Source organism: Hoylesella shahii (assembly GCF_937990675.1).
Lineage (GTDB): Bacteria > Bacteroidota > Bacteroidia > Bacteroidales > Bacteroidaceae > Prevotella > Prevotella shahii.
Window position 1 is genome coordinate 57,110 of sequence record NZ_CALKQY010000024.1, and the last position, 18,237, is coordinate 75,346.

At 44.7% G+C, this 18,237-nt stretch carries 11 protein-coding genes; 6 read left to right on the top strand and 5 right to left on the bottom strand.

The window, feature by feature from the left end:
* Position 1 precedes the first annotated feature (1 nt).
* Complete coding sequence (locus QME03_RS03705; protein ID WP_281723514.1) at positions 2–1,084, top strand: nucleotidyltransferase domain-containing protein; 1,083 nt, start codon at positions 2–4, stop codon at positions 1,082–1,084.
* Positions 1,085–1,263: 179 nt separating this feature from the next.
* The gene (locus QME03_RS03710; protein ID WP_281723515.1) at positions 1,264–1,926 is read left to right on the top strand and encodes a M15 family metallopeptidase; all 663 of its coding nucleotides are present in this window, start codon (positions 1,264–1,266) and stop codon (positions 1,924–1,926) included.
* Positions 1,927–3,244: 1,318 nt separating this feature from the next.
* Here the strand turns inward: QME03_RS03710 and QME03_RS03715 are convergent.
* The 5 genes from QME03_RS03715 to QME03_RS03735 all read right to left on the bottom strand — a co-directional run bounded on the left by QME03_RS03715 (position 3,245) and on the right by QME03_RS03735 (position 10,101).
* Positions 3,245–4,561, bottom strand: a complete 1,317-nt coding sequence (locus QME03_RS03715; RefSeq protein WP_281723516.1) for a class I adenylate-forming enzyme family protein — start codon at positions 4,559–4,561, stop codon at positions 3,245–3,247.
* Positions 4,554–4,781 (bottom strand): acyl carrier protein, encoded by a 228-nt coding sequence (locus tag QME03_RS03720; protein ID WP_025816685.1) that lies wholly within the window; start codon positions 4,779–4,781, stop codon positions 4,554–4,556. The genes QME03_RS03715 and QME03_RS03720 overlap by 8 nt, the downstream gene beginning before the upstream one ends.
* Before the next feature lie 436 nt (positions 4,782–5,217).
* The gene (locus QME03_RS03725; RefSeq protein WP_274946741.1) at positions 5,218–6,537 is read right to left on the bottom strand and encodes a TlpA disulfide reductase family protein; all 1,320 of its coding nucleotides are present in this window, start codon (positions 6,535–6,537) and stop codon (positions 5,218–5,220) included.
* Complete coding sequence (locus tag QME03_RS03730) at positions 6,515–7,678, bottom strand: TlpA disulfide reductase family protein (RefSeq protein ID WP_274946740.1); 1,164 nt, start codon at positions 7,676–7,678, stop codon at positions 6,515–6,517. The genes QME03_RS03725 and QME03_RS03730 overlap by 23 nt, the downstream gene beginning before the upstream one ends.
* Positions 7,679–8,520: 842 nt before the next feature.
* Positions 8,521–10,101, bottom strand: coding sequence for a tetratricopeptide repeat protein (locus QME03_RS03735; protein ID WP_273115235.1), 1,581 nt, complete (start codon positions 10,099–10,101; stop codon positions 8,521–8,523).
* 847 nt (positions 10,102–10,948) lie between these two features.
* Between QME03_RS03735 and QME03_RS03740 the strand changes: the two genes are divergently transcribed.
* The 4 genes from QME03_RS03740 to QME03_RS03755 are packed head-to-tail and all read left to right on the top strand — an operon-like array spanning position 10,949 to position 18,186.
* Positions 10,949–14,041 carry a SusC/RagA family TonB-linked outer membrane protein gene (locus QME03_RS03740; RefSeq protein WP_281723517.1) on the top strand — a complete coding sequence of 1,031 codons (3,093 nt, stop codon included), beginning with the start codon at positions 10,949–10,951 and terminating at the stop codon, positions 14,039–14,041.
* A gap of 29 nt (positions 14,042–14,070) precedes the next feature.
* Complete coding sequence (locus QME03_RS03745) at positions 14,071–15,693, top strand: RagB/SusD family nutrient uptake outer membrane protein (protein ID WP_273148330.1); 1,623 nt, start codon at positions 14,071–14,073, stop codon at positions 15,691–15,693.
* A gap of 20 nt (positions 15,694–15,713) precedes the next feature.
* Positions 15,714–16,472, top strand: a complete 759-nt coding sequence (locus QME03_RS03750; RefSeq protein ID WP_273148332.1) for a DUF4843 domain-containing protein — start codon at positions 15,714–15,716, stop codon at positions 16,470–16,472.
* Positions 16,473–16,500: 28 nt separating this feature from the next.
* Complete coding sequence (locus QME03_RS03755; RefSeq protein WP_281723518.1) at positions 16,501–18,186, top strand: PKD-like family lipoprotein; 1,686 nt, start codon at positions 16,501–16,503, stop codon at positions 18,184–18,186.
* The last annotated feature ends 51 nt before the right edge of the window (positions 18,187–18,237 follow it).

Here is an 18,237-nt window from a genome sequence, read left to right on the forward strand (position 1 = left end):
CATGATGCTGTATTCTGTTCTTCATAATGAGTTGTGGCAAACGCCATTACCCTTTACTTCGCTCAGTCACGAGCAGTTTGTTAAGCTCCAACAGGCTTCTGCCAAGCAAACGGTAGAGGGCTTAGTGATGGGCGCCTTGATACGCAACAATGTGAAGTTGGAGCGTGCCGACGCGCTTCTGGCCTATTCGCGCACCATGATGATTGAACAACTCAACCACAAGGTTAACGCTGTGGCTAAAGAGTTGGCAACCATTTTGGCCAACGATGGCATTGATTATCGCATCTTTAAGGGGCAAACGCTGGCTTTACTCTATCCTCATCCTGAAACGCGAATGCCGGGCGACATTGATTTTTATTGTGTCCCCAACCACTTTGCTCGTGCCCAACAGCTGCTGCAAAAGGCTTGGGGCATCACACTTGGGGGTGAAGAGAGCATGCAACATCGCGACTTCTCTTATAAAGATGTGCCTTTGGAGATGCATTTCTGCATGATGAAGTTTAACAGCAACGCCATCCAAACTTATTGGGAACGTCTGCTGGCCGAGGCTTCTATCGAGCAGGTGTCTATCGAGGGCGTGGCTGTCACCACGCTTCCGCCCACGCTCAACGTGCTTTACACCTTTCTGCATCTCTATCATCATTTGGTGGAACTAGGGGTGGGATTGCGCCAATTCTGCGATTTGCTCGTTCTCTTGCATCGTCATTGTGAGACAATAGACCGTGTTGCGCTCGAAAAGCATCTGCGTGCTATGGGCTTTTATCGGGCTTTTTGTGCCATTGGGGCTGTGCTCATCAATAAGTTGAACTTGCCCGGCAACGAGTTTCCTTTTACCATTAGTGCCAGCGATGCGCAGTATCAGGATGCCATTCTCGATATTGTTTTTATAGGTGGCAACTTTGGTAAGCATCATTCCAACACGGCTGTGCGCTCTGGCATGCGGTATAACATCGAAGCCACCATGCGTAAGTTGCGCCATTATCGCTTGTTTTGGCGTCTCTCGCCTAGAGAGATAAGGGCTACTTTGGTTAAAGAGTTACCCCGAAAGATGGTGATGTTGGGATTTAAAAGGGGAAAAAGATGAAGAGGTGAAAGGGTGAAAGGGTGGCTAACCTCTTCAAGTTTTGTTCTCTCATTAACTCTTTTCTCTTTAACCTTTTTATCCCATTAGCTATTACTTCATTAACTTGGTTACTTGATTAGCTATTACTTCATCACTTGTTTACCTCGTAAGGCTATTAATTACTTGTTTCAATAGTAAAAATGTTTAAGGTTCTCCTTTTTTTTTCGTTCTTTGTTCTTCCGTCAACAGCGCAAACCAGTAAGACAGAAACAGCATTGAGTCAAGCTGGTTATGTAAATGTGCGCGAGCTAGACCCCACTTTGCAAGTGTCGTTGATGTATGCCCGAGCCGACAACTTTGTGGGTTCGGTGCTCTATACCGACCTGCGCCAGGCTTATTTGCATGCCGATGCGGCTGCTGCGCTTGTAAAGGCACAACAACGACTGAAGCAGTTGCGACCCGAACTAAGCCTTAAAATATACGATGCTGCGCGCCCTATGCACATACAACAGAAGATGTGGGATAAGGTGAAGCATACATCGATGAACATCTATGTGAGCAATCCTGCTCATGGTGGTGGCTTGCACAACTATGGTTTGGCCGTCGACATCACTTTATGCGATGCCAAAGGCGACAGTCTACCCATGGGTACAAAAATAGACCACTTAGGAACGGCGGCTCATATCGACAACGAAGCGCAACTGGTGACTAAGGGTATTATCAGTCGTAAGGCTCAACAAAATCGCCAATTGCTGCGACAGGTGATGCGCTATGCTGGCTTTAAACCCCTTCGCACAGAGTGGTGGCACTTTAACTTTAAGTCGAGAGCTGAGGCCAAACGCCTTTATAAGGTGATAAAATAGGCGTGTTATGCCTTATGCTCACTTGTTTACTGCCCTTTGGGCTTTTATTTGCCGTGTGTGCTTTGGCTTGACTATAAGTGTGGTAGCAATGGAGAATAGCGGTTAAGGCGAAGTAAACATACAGAAACCTGATTGATAGCCCTTCGCGGCACACTGTAAGGCGAGTAACCCCATTACAAGTAAGTGATAACGTTGTTGCACTTACTTGTAATGGGGTTATTTTGTTTTACCAACTTGCTTATAATTTGCACAATGCCTACACCCGTTTGGGGTAAGAAAGCGCCCAAAGAAGGGGGCGAGGGCTAGCATAGAAAAGTTTCAGTAGCCTGCTTTTTCAATACGCACTGGCAATGGCTTGGGCATATTCTCGAAAAATAGTATGCAACCAATGCAGCACAAAGAATCGCTCGCTCTGCCGAGTGGGCTAACTGGGCAAGGCTAATCTCGTGTTAAGGGCAATACATCCACGAGCTGATAGCAACATTTATTCTGGCGCATAACTTGGCCGAATATTGTGATGAATGTAAAATATTCGCACCAAATTTTAACATTGTGAGTGCGCTCGGCGAAAAAAATCTAGGCATGGGCCTTAAATTCTCGCGTATTTTTTAAGTTTGTAATGATTTGATTGATAGGTGTTTATGAGGGTGAGAATAGATGGCGTATTTATAATTGTTTGTAAATCAGAATGTTAACTGTAGGGTGATTGAAGTGGAAGGATGCTTGTAAGCTTATCGTTCTTCATTGGACAATTACACCAGAAATGGTGCTTTTCCCCAATTTTTGTGCATTTTAGGGCGGTTTTCCACTTGTTATTGGGTAAAATGCAGCAAATAGCGTTGCGTTTAGCAAGAGATAGCACTGCGTTTTGGTGCATATAGCGTTGCATTTTGGTGCATATAGCAATGCGTTTTGCAGCAAATAGCTTTTCAAAGGCAAAGAATGGGTTTGCGTTTTCTTGTGTTTCTCGCTGTAAATTTGGCGCGATTTTTCTTGAAATAGAAACGTAAAAGCATAGTAAATAACCAAAACAAGGGTCGAAAGGGTGGCGAAGCATTTCGCATTTTCTCCCATTTTGCTGTATTTTATCTATGTTTTGGCGGTGCTTTTGAGCTAGAATGGTTGGCTAAAGAAGTGTGTTTTGTAAAATATATTTACCGAGTTAACAATTTGTTGGTGGCCTTACCAATAAGCAAGAAAAAGCCATCGACCCCATTATGGGCCAATGGCAAATTCAATATGGTGCGAAGCCACAATGTGTTGCAGTAGATAAGGGCAAATAAATCAGCGCGATAACATGGCCTCTTAGTAAAGACCGCTATTTATTGGCGTACCATTTGCGATTGATTTTGCCATTGGGGGTAAGTGCTAAATCTTCCACTTGCTCGTAGAAGAGTGGCACTTGATGGGTTTCTAAATGTGCTTTTAGTTGGCGTGCCAAATTTTTGGGCACTATGGGCATGTGGTTGTTGGGTACCACGAGCAACTTTAGTGCCTGCCCTAAAATGGGGTGGGGCACAGCAATGCAAACGCAAGCCTTAACCTCTGGAAAACTGTTTGCAACCGATTCCACCTCTTGCGGACTAACTTTAAAGCCACCAGTGTTGATGATGTCGCTATTGCGGCATTTAAAGTGCAAAGCCCCTTGTTCGTCTATCTCGCCCCAATCGCAGGTGGTGAAACGGCCATCGGCTAAGGGCTCGAAGGTGGTTTGCTCACCCATGCGCAAGTATCCGCTCATCAACGAAAGCCCCCAACAACGTATATGGCCCTCGGGGGTGATGTCGAAATGGGTGTGAGGAAGTGCCTTTCCCACGCATCCAGCCACATGCTCATGGGTGAACTCGAAGGTAGAAACAACCCCCGTCTCGGTAGACGCATAGGTGTTGAATAACCGTGTGTTGGGCAAAAGTGCGTGGATGTCGGCCATAGTGGCTGCATCTAGGGCGTCGCCGCCTGTCTCTATAAAAGCCATTTTGTTGGCCAGTCCCTCCATTTGCTTACCGCCAAAATGGGTAAGCATACGTATGCACGAGGGTACGAGAAAGGCTGCTGCAGCCATATCCTTACATTGGGCAGAGACAGCAAACAGCTCGTTGAGGTCTAGTTTGGGCATTAGATGGCAAGTGGCGCCCATTGCCAGCGTGGCAAACACCTTGGAGAGACAGCCCAAATGATTGAGTTGACCGGGAATAATGAAGGTGATATCAGGGCGATAAGCCTGCGCGTGGATGATGTTTTCGGCAGTGGCTGCTATGGCTTGCGTGCTAATCACAGCCCCCTTGGGTGTGCCTGTGGTGCCTGTGGTAAACAATACGTCGGCCGAACCCTCGGGGAAGGTGAACTGTTGTAAGGCATTTTGCATCTGGTGCACCTGTTGCGGGGTGGCGGTGGCAGGCAAGAGCACGGCTACGGCACCAGCCATGTGCACAGCAAAGTAGCTTACGAGAAACTTCACATCTGAAGTAGCTGTAAGCACAACGCCTTGTTGCTGCATGCCCTGGTATTGTTGGGCCTGAGTGGTGGCTTGTTGCAACAGTTGCTGATAGGTGGTGGCACCGTGGGCGGATACCACAGCCAGTTTGTTGGGTGTGTGTTGCGCATGTTTTTCAATGCGTGCCTCTATACTAAGCATTGTCGGCCATCTTGCGTTTAACCATCTCGGCGAGTGTGTCAAGAGTCTTGAAGTTGGCGGGGGTGGCGTCGGTGGCATCTATATGGATATTGAATTTATCCGATAGAAGCATCATTATTGTTGTGACGTCTAGCGAATCAAGTTCAGCCATTAAGAATTGCGAATCCAAATCCACCAAGGGTAGTGCATCTTCTAGTATTGTCTTTATTTTCTCTTTCATTGCATAAAGGGTTTTTTATATGGCATTTGTGTAGTGCGTGGCATGCTGTGCGATGCCCGTTTGCATGGGATGGACCGGCGCAATAAACGAAAATGTGCGCGCTACCCCATGGATAACGCGCACAAAATTAATAACAATCGCACAAATGGCAAGCGTTTTTGACTCGAAATTGCTTGTTTTGGCGGTATAGCTGCCCTTGCTAGTCTGCTTTTGCACGATTATTTGCGTGGGTGCAGGTTGAAAAGGTACATTCTATTGAGTTGTTGTGTGGCTCTGTCTGGAAGCTTTGTTTTTAGTTGGGTTTAAGATTTTGGGCCACACATAGCCAGGGTTGAATGTTGAGCAGATAGTTTGCCCCTTGAAGTGGCTAACCAAGCATTATCATTGGGTAAGCTAAGTGTCCAGTTCTAGGGTGAAGCGAGGGGAGACCTGCGTTTTATTTGCTATTGTCGGCCGTGTCGTTGTTGAGATAATACAAGTCGCCCGAAAGAATTTGCTTTACACGAGCAAACAATTCGATGCCCATCAGTGTGAACGAGATGGCTTTGCCGTCGGGGGTGATGAGGATGCATTTAGGTATATCGCGAACGCCGAAGAGGTTGGCCGAGGGCGACACCTTGTCTTGCGTGTCGTAGGCTTGCAGCCATCCTTCGTTTTTAATGCCCAGCGCCTTTACGGTGCGGGTCCAAGCATCACGTTCCCTGTCGATAGACATATTTACCATAGCAAACTTGTCGGCAGCGTTACGTGTTTCGTCGTAGATGCGCTTTAAATTTTCCATTTCATCGAGGCATCCAGGCGCCCATGTAGCCCAAAAGGTAAGCAGCACGTGCTTTCCACGTAGGTCGCTCAGCATAATCGTCTTACCGTCTTCTTGAGGTAGACGGATGTCGGGCACTTCGTTTCCCTCTCCCAGGTTCAAGGCTTTGATACTGTTTTCTAGAGCGATGGTGTAAGGATGTTTAGCCAAAGCTGGCGAAATGCTGTGTGCCAGTTGTCTAACATGCTCTTTGTTGTAGAAGGGTAGCATGTCGCGTTGTAGCAAAAGCGGAGCCAGAGGCAGGTCGTTGTGTTCGAGTAAGAATTGCATTCGGTTGGCGTTCCATTCCACTTCGGTGGCAGCTCGCAAAGCCTGTCGGGCGTCTCTACCAGCATTAGTGGCCATAAAGTCGTTACCCATGCGGCGTTGCAGGGCCAAAACAGAATCGTTGTAGGCTCTATCGCGTTGTTGGGCAAGCGCCAGATAAGCTTGGTAAAGCGTATTGGTGGTTGGGCCAGTAACCTTTACGCCACCTTCTTGTCCAGGCATAGGCACCACGATGTTCACCTCTCCTGGTTCTACCCAAAATGGGATGGCATTGCTTGCAGCCCCAGTGATGTAGTAGAGCATGGAGGGACTGATGGGTGTTACGTCGCGGTTGAATCTAAAGCGCCCCTTGTTAGTGACGGTAGAAGCTACTTTCACCAGGTTGCCATCGCCGTAATCAACGCAGAGCGACACGTTTTTTACTTTGGCTTTAGCGCCAGCAGCCACCAACGAGGCAATTTGTCCGCGTATAACGCAAGTTTGCGTGGGGGGCTCGGGTGTGGGAAGCGTGGGTGTTTGTGCCACAGTGTTGAGCGGAAGCAGCGTGCAGGCCAAAGCCAAAGTGGCGTGCCGAAGGGTGGCAAACAGCTTTAGGCCAGTGCGACACCATGTGTTGGTGCTGGCCAATGGGTTTTTAAGTTGGGTGTTAGTCATGGCGTTGTTCTCCATTTTTTAATCGTTTTACGGTGTTGATTAGTTGTTCGCCCCGCAGGTCGTAGCCAACGATATTGCCTTTAGGGCTGATAAGTATTGTGCAAGGAACCGACGTGGCATTATACAATTTGAGGGCTTCCGAGTCCCAGCCCTTTAGGGTAGTGATGTGTTGCCAGTCGTCGTTGGCTATCTTGTTTTTTGTGATACAATCTGTCCAGTCTTTCTTTTTACTATCAATCGAATAGCTAAGCACCACGAACTGCGCCTTGTCGCCCGTTGTTTTTAGTGCCCGCTTGATAAAGGCGAACTCGCGTCGGCAAGGTGCACACCACGAAGCCCAGAAGTCGAGCAACACGTATTTGCCGCGCAATTGCGAGAGGCTAAGCGTCTTGCCATCGGGCGTTTCGCCCTCCACGTCGGGTGCGGGGTTGCCAATTTGCATGTTAGAGGCGCGCACCAGGTTAATGAGTTTTTTGTAGATGGGGTGTTTTCGTGTTTCGGCAGGAATGGCGCTAAACAGTTGCGATTCGATGATTTCGGGTTTAAAGTATTGCAAGAGCTGATTTTTAATGATGTAGAGTACCACGGGCGAATTGAGATGTTGGCAAACAAAGTGCATTGTGGCAGCTTGGAGGTCGAAACTATTGGCGCAGTTGGCCGACCACTGGTAGCGTTCCATCATCATCTTATTTGCCAGTTCGCCCAGCGACATGCCCCGTTTCATACTATCAAGGCGTTGCATTCCTTTTTTGCCCATTTCATCGGTAAGTCTTTGATATTCTGCGATGGTGTTGTTGGCCAGTGTGCCTTCAACCTTAGCATGCGAAGGATATTGGGCGTTAAAGGGCTGAATGACGATATTCCCAGGTTCGAGAAACAATTGAACAGCTCCATTGTCGAAGCCCGTGATGGTGTAAGGAGTAACTACTTCGGGAGCTTCCCCCTTGAAAGAGAACTGCTTGTTCATAACAGTGGCCGAGTCGATCACCACCTCTTGGCTGTTCACTTCGTGTGTTAAATACACCTTTTTAACGGTAGCCTCAGAGTAACATAGGGAATCGTTGAGCATAGTTCCCGAGATTACGAACTGCCTTTGTGCGCCAGTCGTGAGGCTATAGGCCAGCAGCAATAAAGGTAAAGCATGTTTGGTGTGCATGGTTCTTGATTTTTTAAATACTATCTCTAAATTCAAATTCGTTTTTCTATGGTGGCAATGGTGCGCACAGTAATTTGCTCTTTGTGCCAGGGTGGTGGCCGTTGAGCGGTGTCTTGGGGCACGCTGGGGCAGCTGTGCCAAGTCACACCTTAGAAAAGATGTAGCATAGTTGGGCAAAGAGCGTGTGCCGAGATGGGCTGCAGATACGCCTTAGGGTGGCATTTCGGCCATCTTACGTGTTTGGTAGTGCGATTTTACGTTTGTTCATGGCTAAATTTTGAGTTCTCTACTCTCTAATATTTGCCTTTCACGAGTTTACATCTTATTATGCGAGCATTGCTCGCGCTTGCCACGTAGTATTTAGGTGGGGCATTGTGCTTGCTTCTTTAGCGGTGCGTGCGCATTTGATGCGATTAGCAGCAGAGCCAGAGCTGAAGAGCGTGTCCCAGATGATTATTATGTCATGGCAAAATTACAAAAAATACAAATTGGGCGTTGTATTTAAAGTTTAAAAAAGTTTAAATATTTGCATGTTTTTGGTGCCGTTTGGTCTTTAAAGTTCTTTGTTTTCTGGTATTTCGCATTTGTTATTCTGTTTTTCTATATTCTGAATAATTGATAAATTGCACTGTGCGCATTGTTTAAGAACACAATCAACTTGTTGAACTATGGTGCATCAGTGCAGGTAGGGGTGGCCATGCTTTGGTGTAGATATGGCAGGTGTGCGCATAGTAAAAGAATAAAAACAGAAATAGCTTAGTGGGCAAGTGTTGAACAAGCGTCAGACAGAGGTAAGGGGAGACTTTCTGGCCTAAGATAGCGCGCAGGTAGAAGTCATTAGGCTACTTCTTTTTTGTTTTAATTCGGCTCTTGATAGAGCGCACGCTTCCTGGACTGATACCGAGGATGTCGCCAGCATCGGCTTCGCTTTTGCCCATCTTACCCGTAACGATAAGGAAGAGGTATTGGCGAGAAGACAAGCTGTTGTAAGTTTCATCAAGAGAGGCGATAAAAGGCGCGTCGATAAATTTAAAATACTCGATGAAATCGATGAAATCGTTGTTGCTCCAGTGCACCGTGGAATGGTTTTGCACAATACTTTCGTAGAGCAATTTGCCATTACTCAGCACCTTAAGTTCTTTATCCTTAAGATTGTTTACGCGCTGTCGCAGGGCACTTAGTTCCTTGTTTGTTTCGGTTTGCGAGTGTTTAAACTGGTCGAGGCGGTCGCTATATTCGCTAATGAGGAGACGTTTTTCAAGAATGCTGCGTTTAGCTTTGGTTACTTTATACTTGTGATAGAGCACCAGCGACACCACAGCCAGCACCAGCACCACCGCTAGGCATGCCATATAGATGCGATACGAGCGAATTTCTCGTTCGCTGGCCTCGATATCAAATCGGTTTTGGATTTCGTAGATGTTATTAGTTTGCCAGTCTTGTTGTTGTTTTTCCTTAAAAATAAGTAGTGAGTCGGCCGTATCTGCAGCCCCGGCGTAGTCGCCCATCTTTTGTTTTAGCTTAAAGAGATTGTATAAAGCCTTTTCGCGTGTATACACATCATCGCTTGCCAGCGCCTTTTGTAGTAAGTCGAACGCCTTTTGGTATTCCCCACGTCGCATATACAAGTCGGTAAGGATGGTATAGGTGTAGCTGTCGGGGCGTTCTTTAAGAGCACGAAGTATAAAATTGGCCGATTTCACCGTGTCTCCCAGTTGTCTGTACGCATCGCTGATATTAGCTAGGAGCACCGTTTGCGTTTCGGTGTCTAGGTGTTTGTAATATTTAAGTGCCTCAAGCAGATAGGTAAGGTTGCTATCGGGTTTCGCCAACCCACTGTAAGCATTACCCGTGTAGGTAAGGCTATAGGCCAGCCACATATCATTTTTCCCCTTAATAGCCATTTTTCTCGCCTTTTCGGCATAGGCAAGTGCAGTGTTATAGTTTTTTGTGGTGAGGTTAACGTAGCTAATGGTGGAGTAAATTTTGTGCATCAGTGCAACGCCCCCATATCCCCTAGCTGCGTTTTCGGCCTTTTTCAAGAGTTTAACGGCAGCAGTAACGTTGTTGCGGTTGAAAAAAAGGATGCATGCCTTGTAGTAATAGGCACGAGCGAGCAGATCTTTGGGTCCGTGTTGTTCGTAGTAAAAAACAGGAATATCAATCGAATCATTGTCGATAGGTTGCATGTCGCGATAAGCAGCTTCGGTTTTAAGTAGCGTAAAATAGGCCATTTCATCGCTATTGTCCATTTCGTGGGCAGGGATTGCCTGAACCATGGCGTAGGCTTTCTCCACCTGGTCTTTACTCAGCAAGGAGTCTATCTGCTCCAATCTGCTCGAGGTGCGGTTGTTGCAGGCGCAAACCACGGCGATTAGTGCAAACAATGTCAGTAAAGGATGTTGTTTGTCGGCGCACATCATTGTTTTTGCTTTCGTTGATAGTAGGCCGCTTCCATGGCACCTGCATAGATTAAGGTTGGTACTTCGTACAAAGTTTTGTTGCAGTTGCAGGGTTGCAACATACACAAAAAAGTCGAAGTTCACCCCATTAGCACAACAGGTTATTGGCGACTTGTTAGCAAAATTATGAAAAATAGTTCGTTTAGCGTAATTTTTTCTACTTAAAAGATGATTTCTGCAGTTATTTTGGTGCTTTTTACGGTAGAAACGCTGAAACGGCCTTCAATATTGGCATTAATAGGGTATAAAATGAGCTTGTATTAAGTAGGGGGAATTTCTTTATATTGACAAGATAAAGCCCTTATTGCGCCTGCAAAAACTTCGCTTTTTATGTCTTTGGTAAGTATTGTTTTTATGCAAGTGCCGTGACGCAATTTAACTTTAAAGGTCTCTTTTTCGTATTTTCTCAAACTTTATTTATGCTAACAGAGGGTAAAAACTGGGCTTTTCCGTTGCAAATCGAGCAAAATTGAAAATCTCCCAATGGTATCGGGACGCCTTTGTACAAAGGGTTGTTGCAGTGCAACACAAAATACTGTTTCCGAATATCCCGTTTTGTTTGTATAAATTAATGGTGTATATTTGCAAAAGATTGTTTTGTGGCGCATACCATGGACAATAGGGGTGGTTAAACCGCTACACTTCCACCAAACAACACCTTATATATAAGGGCCCAAAAATAAGGTAACAAAGTGGAAAGCGATAGGATGCACATCGCAAATCCAATCAACCGGCGAACAACTAACACCAAAACATGTAACAAGAAGAGTTAAACAAAAGATTTACAAACTCGAAAATTGTAATACCTATGCAAAGAAACTTATCAAGACCAATGAATGTGATGTTCTGGCTTGTAGCACTGTTGTTGTGCTGGAGTCAGGCACATGCGCAGGGCTCGAGTACCTCGGGCAACATTACGATTGAAGGCATTGTAATCGACAACAACACGAACGAACCCGTTGTTGGTGCAACATTAAAGCTGAAAAATGGGCTTAAGGGCACGGTGACATCAGCAGATGGAAAGTTCGTGATGCCAGGATTGTCGGTGGGCGATGTGGTTCACGTGAGTTTTATCGGCTTCAAGTCGCGCCAATTTACGGTGGGCAAGAAACGATTTGTAACAGTTTATCTGGAAGACAACGCCAATCAGTTGGACCAGGTTGTGGTGACAGGATTTCAAAAACTGAAGAAAAACAGTTTTACAGGTACGGCCACCGTGGTAACTGGCGACGAGTTGAGAAAGGTAAACGTGAAGGATGCCATGAAAGCTCTGGAGGCATTCGACCCCTCTTTCCGTATTATCGACCGTGGTGGATTTGGCTCAGACCCCAACCACATCAACGAAATCAACATCCGCGGTGCATCGAACATACAGCGTCAAGAGTTCGATGCCAACGGCCAAGCGCTGACGCGTCGCACCAGTCTTTTAGGAAATCCCAACATGCCAATCTTTATGTTGGACGGATTCGAAGTACCAGTGCAGAAGATTTACGATATGGATATCAACCGTATCCAAAGTATGACCATCCTCAAAGATGCCGCGGCAACCGCTCTGTACGGTTCGCGCGCAGCAAACGGAGTGGTGGTGGTAACCTCGGTTCCCCCCAAAGTGGGCGAAATTCGCGTGGACTACAACACAACACTGGAACTAATCTTCCCCGACCTGTCGGATTATAATCTTACTTCTGCATCAGAAAAACTACAAGTAGAAAAGGATGCAGGAATTTATACCGCCTCAGACAAGGTGGCCCAAGTGGAGAAAGACATCGAGTTTAATAATAAACTGAACGAAGTACGTCGAGGTGTTAACACCGACTGGTTGGCTCGTCCTTTACGTAATACGGCTAACTGGCGTAACTCTCTAAGTGTTTCGGGTGGTGTTAACTCTATTCGTTATGCCCTAGACGTGAATTATGATAAGAATGGCGGTGTAATGAAAGGTTCGTATCGTAACCGATGGGGTGCAGGCATGCGCATTGACTATCGTTTGCACGAATGGCTTCAAATACAAAATCAAGCCATGGTTAATCGCACCACATACGAAGATTCACCTTATGGTAGCTTTGGTTCTTACTCAACCTACATGCCTTACGAGGCTATTTTTGGTGAAGATGGTGAACTGTTGAAGAATTTGCCCATGTCGAAAAAGGGTAATCCTCTTTGGCAACAACAATATCTTGCAAGTTACTCAGGCAGAGGAGGAATTACAGATTTTAGTGACAACTTTGCATTGAACGTATATTTTACCCCCACATTGTATTTCCGTGGTTCGTTTAGTGTTACACAAAGAACAACACAGACTAGCTCGTTCCTTGACCCTCAAGACGCAGTGTTCAAGGCTGCTAGCTCTAATAAGAAAGGTGCACTAAGCGTTTCAGAACAAGAAGACTTGAATTGGAGTGCCAAAGGTGAGATGCACTTCAACCAACGGTTTAATAAACACTTTGTGAATTTGACTGGAGCAATTGACCTTCAGGAGCAGATTGCAAGAAGTCGTGGTCATCGTTATGAGGGCTTTAGTTTAGGACAATTGAATACACCAATTTATGCAGCACAGCAAGATGGAAAGGCCGGCGATGACAAAACAACTATAAGAACTGTGGGATGGTTGGGCGCACTGAACTATACTTTCAATGAGATATATCTTTTGGATGCTTCATTCCGTTTCGACGGTTCATCTCAGTTCAGTTCTAAAAAACGTTTTGCACCCTTCGCTTCAATTGGATTGGGTATAAATTTGCACAATTATCCTTTCATGAAGAAGGTCTCTTGGCTCAACTCTTTGCGCTTTAGAGGAACTTATGGAAGTACAGGTAAGGTTACATTCTCACGTTTTGACGTGATTAGTAGTTACAATATTGACACAAGGTCGTGGTATTATACAGGTCCTGCTGTTACATTGGCAACAATGGGTAACCCTGACTTGACATGGGAGTTGAATAAAACGCTTGACTTAGGTTTCTCTTGTGAGATGTTTAAGAATAGACTATTCTTAGAAGCAACATACTATCACAAGGCCACCGATAGGACCATTGACCAAATTAAAATTCGTCCCTCATCGGGTTTTGAAACCTATAGCGGTAACGCTGGAGGCGTGTTGAATGAGGGATTTGAATTAAAGACTCGTGTCGATATTTATCGCAACCGCGATCTCTCTGTTGTATTTAATGCAAACTTAGGTTCAAACAAGAACCGCATTACGAAACTAAATTCGTCAATTGAAGAGTACAACAAGCGTATTCGTGAAAACAGTAAGATTGAAAATGGTGGAAGAGGAGGTTCGTTGCCACCAATTCTCTATTACGTAGGCGCATCTACCTCGGCTATCTATGCCGTACCATCTTTGGGTATCGACCCCGCAACAGGTGTTGAATTATACCTCAAGAAAGACGGAACAATAACCAAAGAATGGAATCAAAACGATATGGTTGTTTGTGGTGACCTCAATCCTGACGTGCAAGGAACATTCGGCTTGAACGTTGCATATAAGGGAGTCTACTTGAATACAACCTTTAAGTACGCCTATGGCGGACAAGCCTACAACCATACGCTTGTTTCTAAGGTTGAAAATGCTAAGATTAAAGACGAGAACGTAGACCGACGCATTATTACCGAACGTTGGCGTAAGGTGGGCGATGTATCAGCTTTCTACGGTATCAGACAGAACGCAGTGACGAATGCAACATCTCGTTTCGTGCAGAATGATAACTATGTGTTCTTTAATAGCCTAACTTTGGGATATGACTTCCCCAAGTTTATTACCTCGAAATTGAAGCTTAATGCCTTATCCTTTGTTTTCAATGCTTCGGATTTGGGCAGATGGAGTTCGATAAGGGTAGAACGCGGACTTTCTTATCCCTATGCGCATAACTATAGTTTCAGTATACGTGCTAGTTACTAACAATGTATCAACTTAAAAAGTTAAGACAGATGAAACGTACGAAATATTTTCTGATTGCATCTGCAATGACAACGCTGATGTTTAGCAGTTGTAACGACTGGCTCACAGTGCCTGTAGATGGAAAATCTACTGCAGATGAATTATTCACGGGTTCTGAAGGATATAGGTCGGCGCTCAATGGTATATACAAGGGATTGGCATCAGACAATTTGTATGGACAAGAATTGCAGTTTGGTGTTATCGACTTTTTCTCTAATCAATACAGGAACGACTTACGACAAGATGAAATGAGTAGCAATGTTTATATTGCTGCTGGAAAGCGTGAGTTTAAAAATGTATCACTACAACCTGTATTAAACTCAATTTGGCTTGAAGCTTTTAAAAAGATCGCTGCAGCCAACGACCTTATTGCCAATGTGGAGAAAACAAAGGATGATGCATTTAAACGAGGTGAAATGGAACGTAAGATGATTTATGGCGAAGCATTAGCCATAAGGGCTTTCTTGCATTTCGATATGCTCAGATTATTTGCTCCTGCTCCTGTTAACGATGATGGACTTACTTATATTCCTTATATTGCAAGTTTCCCTGAAATTCAAGCAACGCATAAACCTGTAAAAACGGTGTTAGACTTGGTGATTGCTGACTTGGAGAAAGCTCGCGAGTTGGTGAAACCTTATGACTTATCACCTTTAGGAATGAGCGCTAATGCATCGGGTAGGTCGCGCTTCTATAATAATCTTGAATATGGAATGGAAGGCTACGGAGCAACAGGCGACCTTGATGAGTTCTTCTTTGGACGTGGCTACCGATTCTCTTATTGGGCTATAACGGGAATGCTTGCAAGAGCATACCAATATAAGGGTGGCTTTGACGCATCGTTCTATGATAAGGCTAAAGTACTGGCTCAAGAAGTGATTGATGCTAAATGTACCGATGCTAAAGGCGATAATGCACATTCACCATTTAAACATGAAGACTTTGGAGGATTCGCTTATGCCGAAGACCCTGAGCAAATGGCAAATGTCCGTATGGTTGAGAACCTGTTATTTGGTATCTATCGCGACAATGACGCAGAGCAAAAGCTCTCGACATTGGAGTCTAGTTTCCCACGTGAGAAGAGATCACCAGGTCAGTATAATTTCTTTGCTGTGAATGTTGATGGACAAGACATCTTCAAAACTGTAAGTGGTGTGGATGACTCAAAAGACGATATTCGTTGTGCAAGACTACTTTATAAGCCTATTAACTCTTATGGTATATTGCTTTCTACCAAATGGTATGTTAAAACAAGAAATCTTGATGAAAGGAAACGCACGTTGAATATCTTCCCAATATTGCGCACCTCCGAAATGAGATATATTATTGCCGAATCATACGCAAGAAGCAATGAGTTTGATAAAGCTTACGAAATCTTGAACGAGATGCGTAGGAACAGAGGTTTATATAGCAGCGAGCTGTCACCGCAGACCACATTGGAAGGCTTCTTAAAAGATCTCGTTCGCGAAGGGCAACGTGAATGGATTAGCGAGGGCCAATTGTTCTACTTGTACAAAAGGCTAAACTTTAATGTGAAACGCGAAGATGGTACTTATGCTCCTTTAAAGAAAGAAGAGTGCGTAGTGCCATTGCCTATCAACGAATCAAGATAACCCCTTAACACTGTTTGGTTATGAAGAAATTACTTTATTATATCCCCATGGCTGCGTTAACTCTGTTGGGAGCATGTACTGAAGACGCGCTGAAAACATTCGGGGAAGACAGATATGTTTATTTCGAGAAGTTCTATCGCGATGCAGATGCTCCTGGAAAGGAGAAAGCAGACTCGACAATGGCTTCATTCTTCTTCTACAACGACGATGTTAACACCATTGACGCTTTGTTGGAGGTACATATGGCAGGAAGAGACCTAACACACGATGAAACTTTTAAACTAAGGGTGGTGCCAGAAGAAACAACGGCTAAACCTGAAGAGTATGAAATACAGGACGTGTATACATTCCGCGCGCGTAAGGCTCAACCCGATGCTACTAATCGCAACGATACTATTGCCATTAAAATGCATCGTTCAACTAGGTTGAAAGACTTTCCTCATGGGATAAGGCTCATGCTTGAACTAGTACCACAAGGCGAATTGCGATTGGGCCAAAGCGAAAGAGTAAAGGCGCTGGTTGTGCTTACAAAAGATGCCATCAAGCCCAAATGGTGGAAAGAAGACATAGAACGTGACCTTTTGGGTACATATTCGAGCAAGAAGTATAAACTTTTTGTGACATATGTAGATACTAAACTGCAGTTCAATCAAGAACTAGTGGATAAATACACCTCCAAAGCAATACTATTAGTAAGAAACTTTAAGAGGTGGTTGGCTGAACATCCGAGAGAAGCCGTTGAAGAAGATGGCGTAACTCCAATTACAGTAAACGTATAGTGTTTCACTAATAGAAAGGATAAATATTATGAAGAAGATCATATATTTCATGATGTGGCTGTGCATACCCTTCTTGACAGGAGCATGTTTCAGCGATGAAGGAAACTACGAATACGAGTCAATCAAACCACCAACATGGACGCGCGACTTCATGAGTAGTCCAATACAAATTTCAGTTAGAGAAGGAAGACCCATTAGAATAGATGGTTCGAAATGCTTTAACTGGGGAAAGCTTGATTCTTTGCAGCGAAGCGGAGAAGTGCGTTATGAATGGCGTTTCTACGGAAAGGTCTTCTGTGACGAACTAAAGGCAGAAATTCCCTATGACGAGTTTATGAAACGATGTGGACTTGATGAAATTCCTATCTCTTCATTCGAGCGAGGCGATTTTGCTATCATTGAAAAGTCTACTGGCGTGAGTTTCAAGGTACTGACAACTTTTTATTTCCATACGCAGATAGATGAGAGCGACTTCCTTGTTTACTCTGCTAAGTCGCCTAACGAACCTCATGTTGGTAAAGTTAATGTGATGCGCCTAGAGTATGCTCGCGATCCTAAAACGGGTGGATATAAAACGGATTTCGTGTTGAGCGATCGTCATTTCTCGTCAGATTTACCTGGAACGCCTAAGCAATTAGACCTTTCTGCAGCAAAGAATGTCAGCCTCATTGGCTCGGCAACGGCTATTACTGAAGAGGGTGATGCTTACGTTCTCAATGCAGCCAATCTGCAAAAGGTTTGGGACTTGAGTTCTCAATTCGATGAAGGTATTCCCGACAACTTTAAGGTTAGCGCGCGTAAGGACCAAGAAGGTGGTGGAACAGAATCGCAAGCCTTTACTTGGGTTGCAACTAAAGACGGACGTGTGTTTACTCGTCAGTTTGGAAAACACTATTTAGGTGGAAAGTTCCTCAGCGAACCTTATTATCTTGACTCGCTTGGCTACAAGATTACGATGTTCGGACATACCTGCTGGGGTATTACAAACATTCCTTGTTACGACGAAAAGAATAAACGTGTGCTTGTAGCTACTAGCTTACAACATAATGCTTACGGCTCTTATCGTAGCTATATCACTGTACTGAAATCAGAAGGATGGACTGGAACGCCTGTGATGAAGATGCCAAACGATACGGAAGTGTTCTATCTCACACAGATGAATGGCGACCAGTATTGGGACAATAACCAAAATAGCTGGTTCCAAATTTACTTCAATACAGCAGGGCAGTCGGTTGTTGGTACATTCTCTGTAACCAATCGTGGGCGACAGTTGAATATGACCAACTCATATTCTTATCCCTATCCAGTTACAGGTCACTTGTTTAATAAGGAAACAGTGTTCCTCACAGCAGCTGGTACACGCCTCACTGGAAGTAGTTCCAAAACCTATATCGATCTTTTCTCTGAAGGTAATGAAGTGTACGGTATCAAACGTAGTGGTTTGATGTGGCCTGGACAGTTCGATTATGAGATAATAAAACTTCCTTTAAAAGGTATTACTTCGAAGATTACCAGTATGACCTATAACCGCGATGACCTATTTACTACATCGAATTATCAGCATCTAGTGATTGGTTGCGAGAATGGAGACATCTTGGTTTATGATGCTGATGAACTTCAAAATCCTACATTAAAGAAGAAATTGAATGTTGGCGGTAAGGTTGTTTCGATTAAACAATTAGGCCTTATCCGAGCTTCAGTAGACATGTATTAAAAAAACAACTACAGCAGCTGCCCTTACCACAAGGGTGGGGCAGCTGCACAA

What these genes read in the sequence shown, in the direction of transcription:
- QME03_RS03750 (WP_273148332.1), top strand. Translation starts at nt 15,714, where the DNA reads ATGAAGAAATTACTTTATTATATCCCCATGGCTGCGTTAACTCTGTTG.
- QME03_RS03705 (WP_281723514.1), top strand. Translation starts at nt 2, where the DNA reads ATGATGCTGTATTCTGTTCTTCATAATGAGTTGTGGCAAACGCCATTA.
- QME03_RS03710 (WP_281723515.1), top strand. Translation starts at nt 1,264, where the DNA reads ATGTTTAAGGTTCTCCTTTTTTTTTCGTTCTTTGTTCTTCCGTCAACA.
- QME03_RS03745 (WP_273148330.1), top strand. Translation starts at nt 14,071, where the DNA reads ATGAAACGTACGAAATATTTTCTGATTGCATCTGCAATGACAACGCTG.
- QME03_RS03735 (WP_273115235.1), bottom strand. Translation starts at nt 10,101, where the DNA reads ATGATGTGCGCCGACAAACAACATCCTTTACTGACATTGTTTGCACTA.
- QME03_RS03725 (WP_274946741.1), bottom strand. Translation starts at nt 6,537, where the DNA reads ATGGAGAACAACGCCATGACTAACACCCAACTTAAAAACCCATTGGCC.
- QME03_RS03715 (WP_281723516.1), bottom strand. Translation starts at nt 4,561, where the DNA reads ATGCTTAGTATAGAGGCACGCATTGAAAAACATGCGCAACACACACCC.
- QME03_RS03720 (WP_025816685.1), bottom strand. Translation starts at nt 4,781, where the DNA reads ATGAAAGAGAAAATAAAGACAATACTAGAAGATGCACTACCCTTGGTG.
- QME03_RS03740 (WP_281723517.1), top strand. Translation starts at nt 10,949, where the DNA reads ATGCAAAGAAACTTATCAAGACCAATGAATGTGATGTTCTGGCTTGTA.
- QME03_RS03755 (WP_281723518.1), top strand. Translation starts at nt 16,501, where the DNA reads ATGAAGAAGATCATATATTTCATGATGTGGCTGTGCATACCCTTCTTG.
- QME03_RS03730 (WP_274946740.1), bottom strand. Translation starts at nt 7,678, where the DNA reads ATGCACACCAAACATGCTTTACCTTTATTGCTGCTGGCCTATAGCCTC.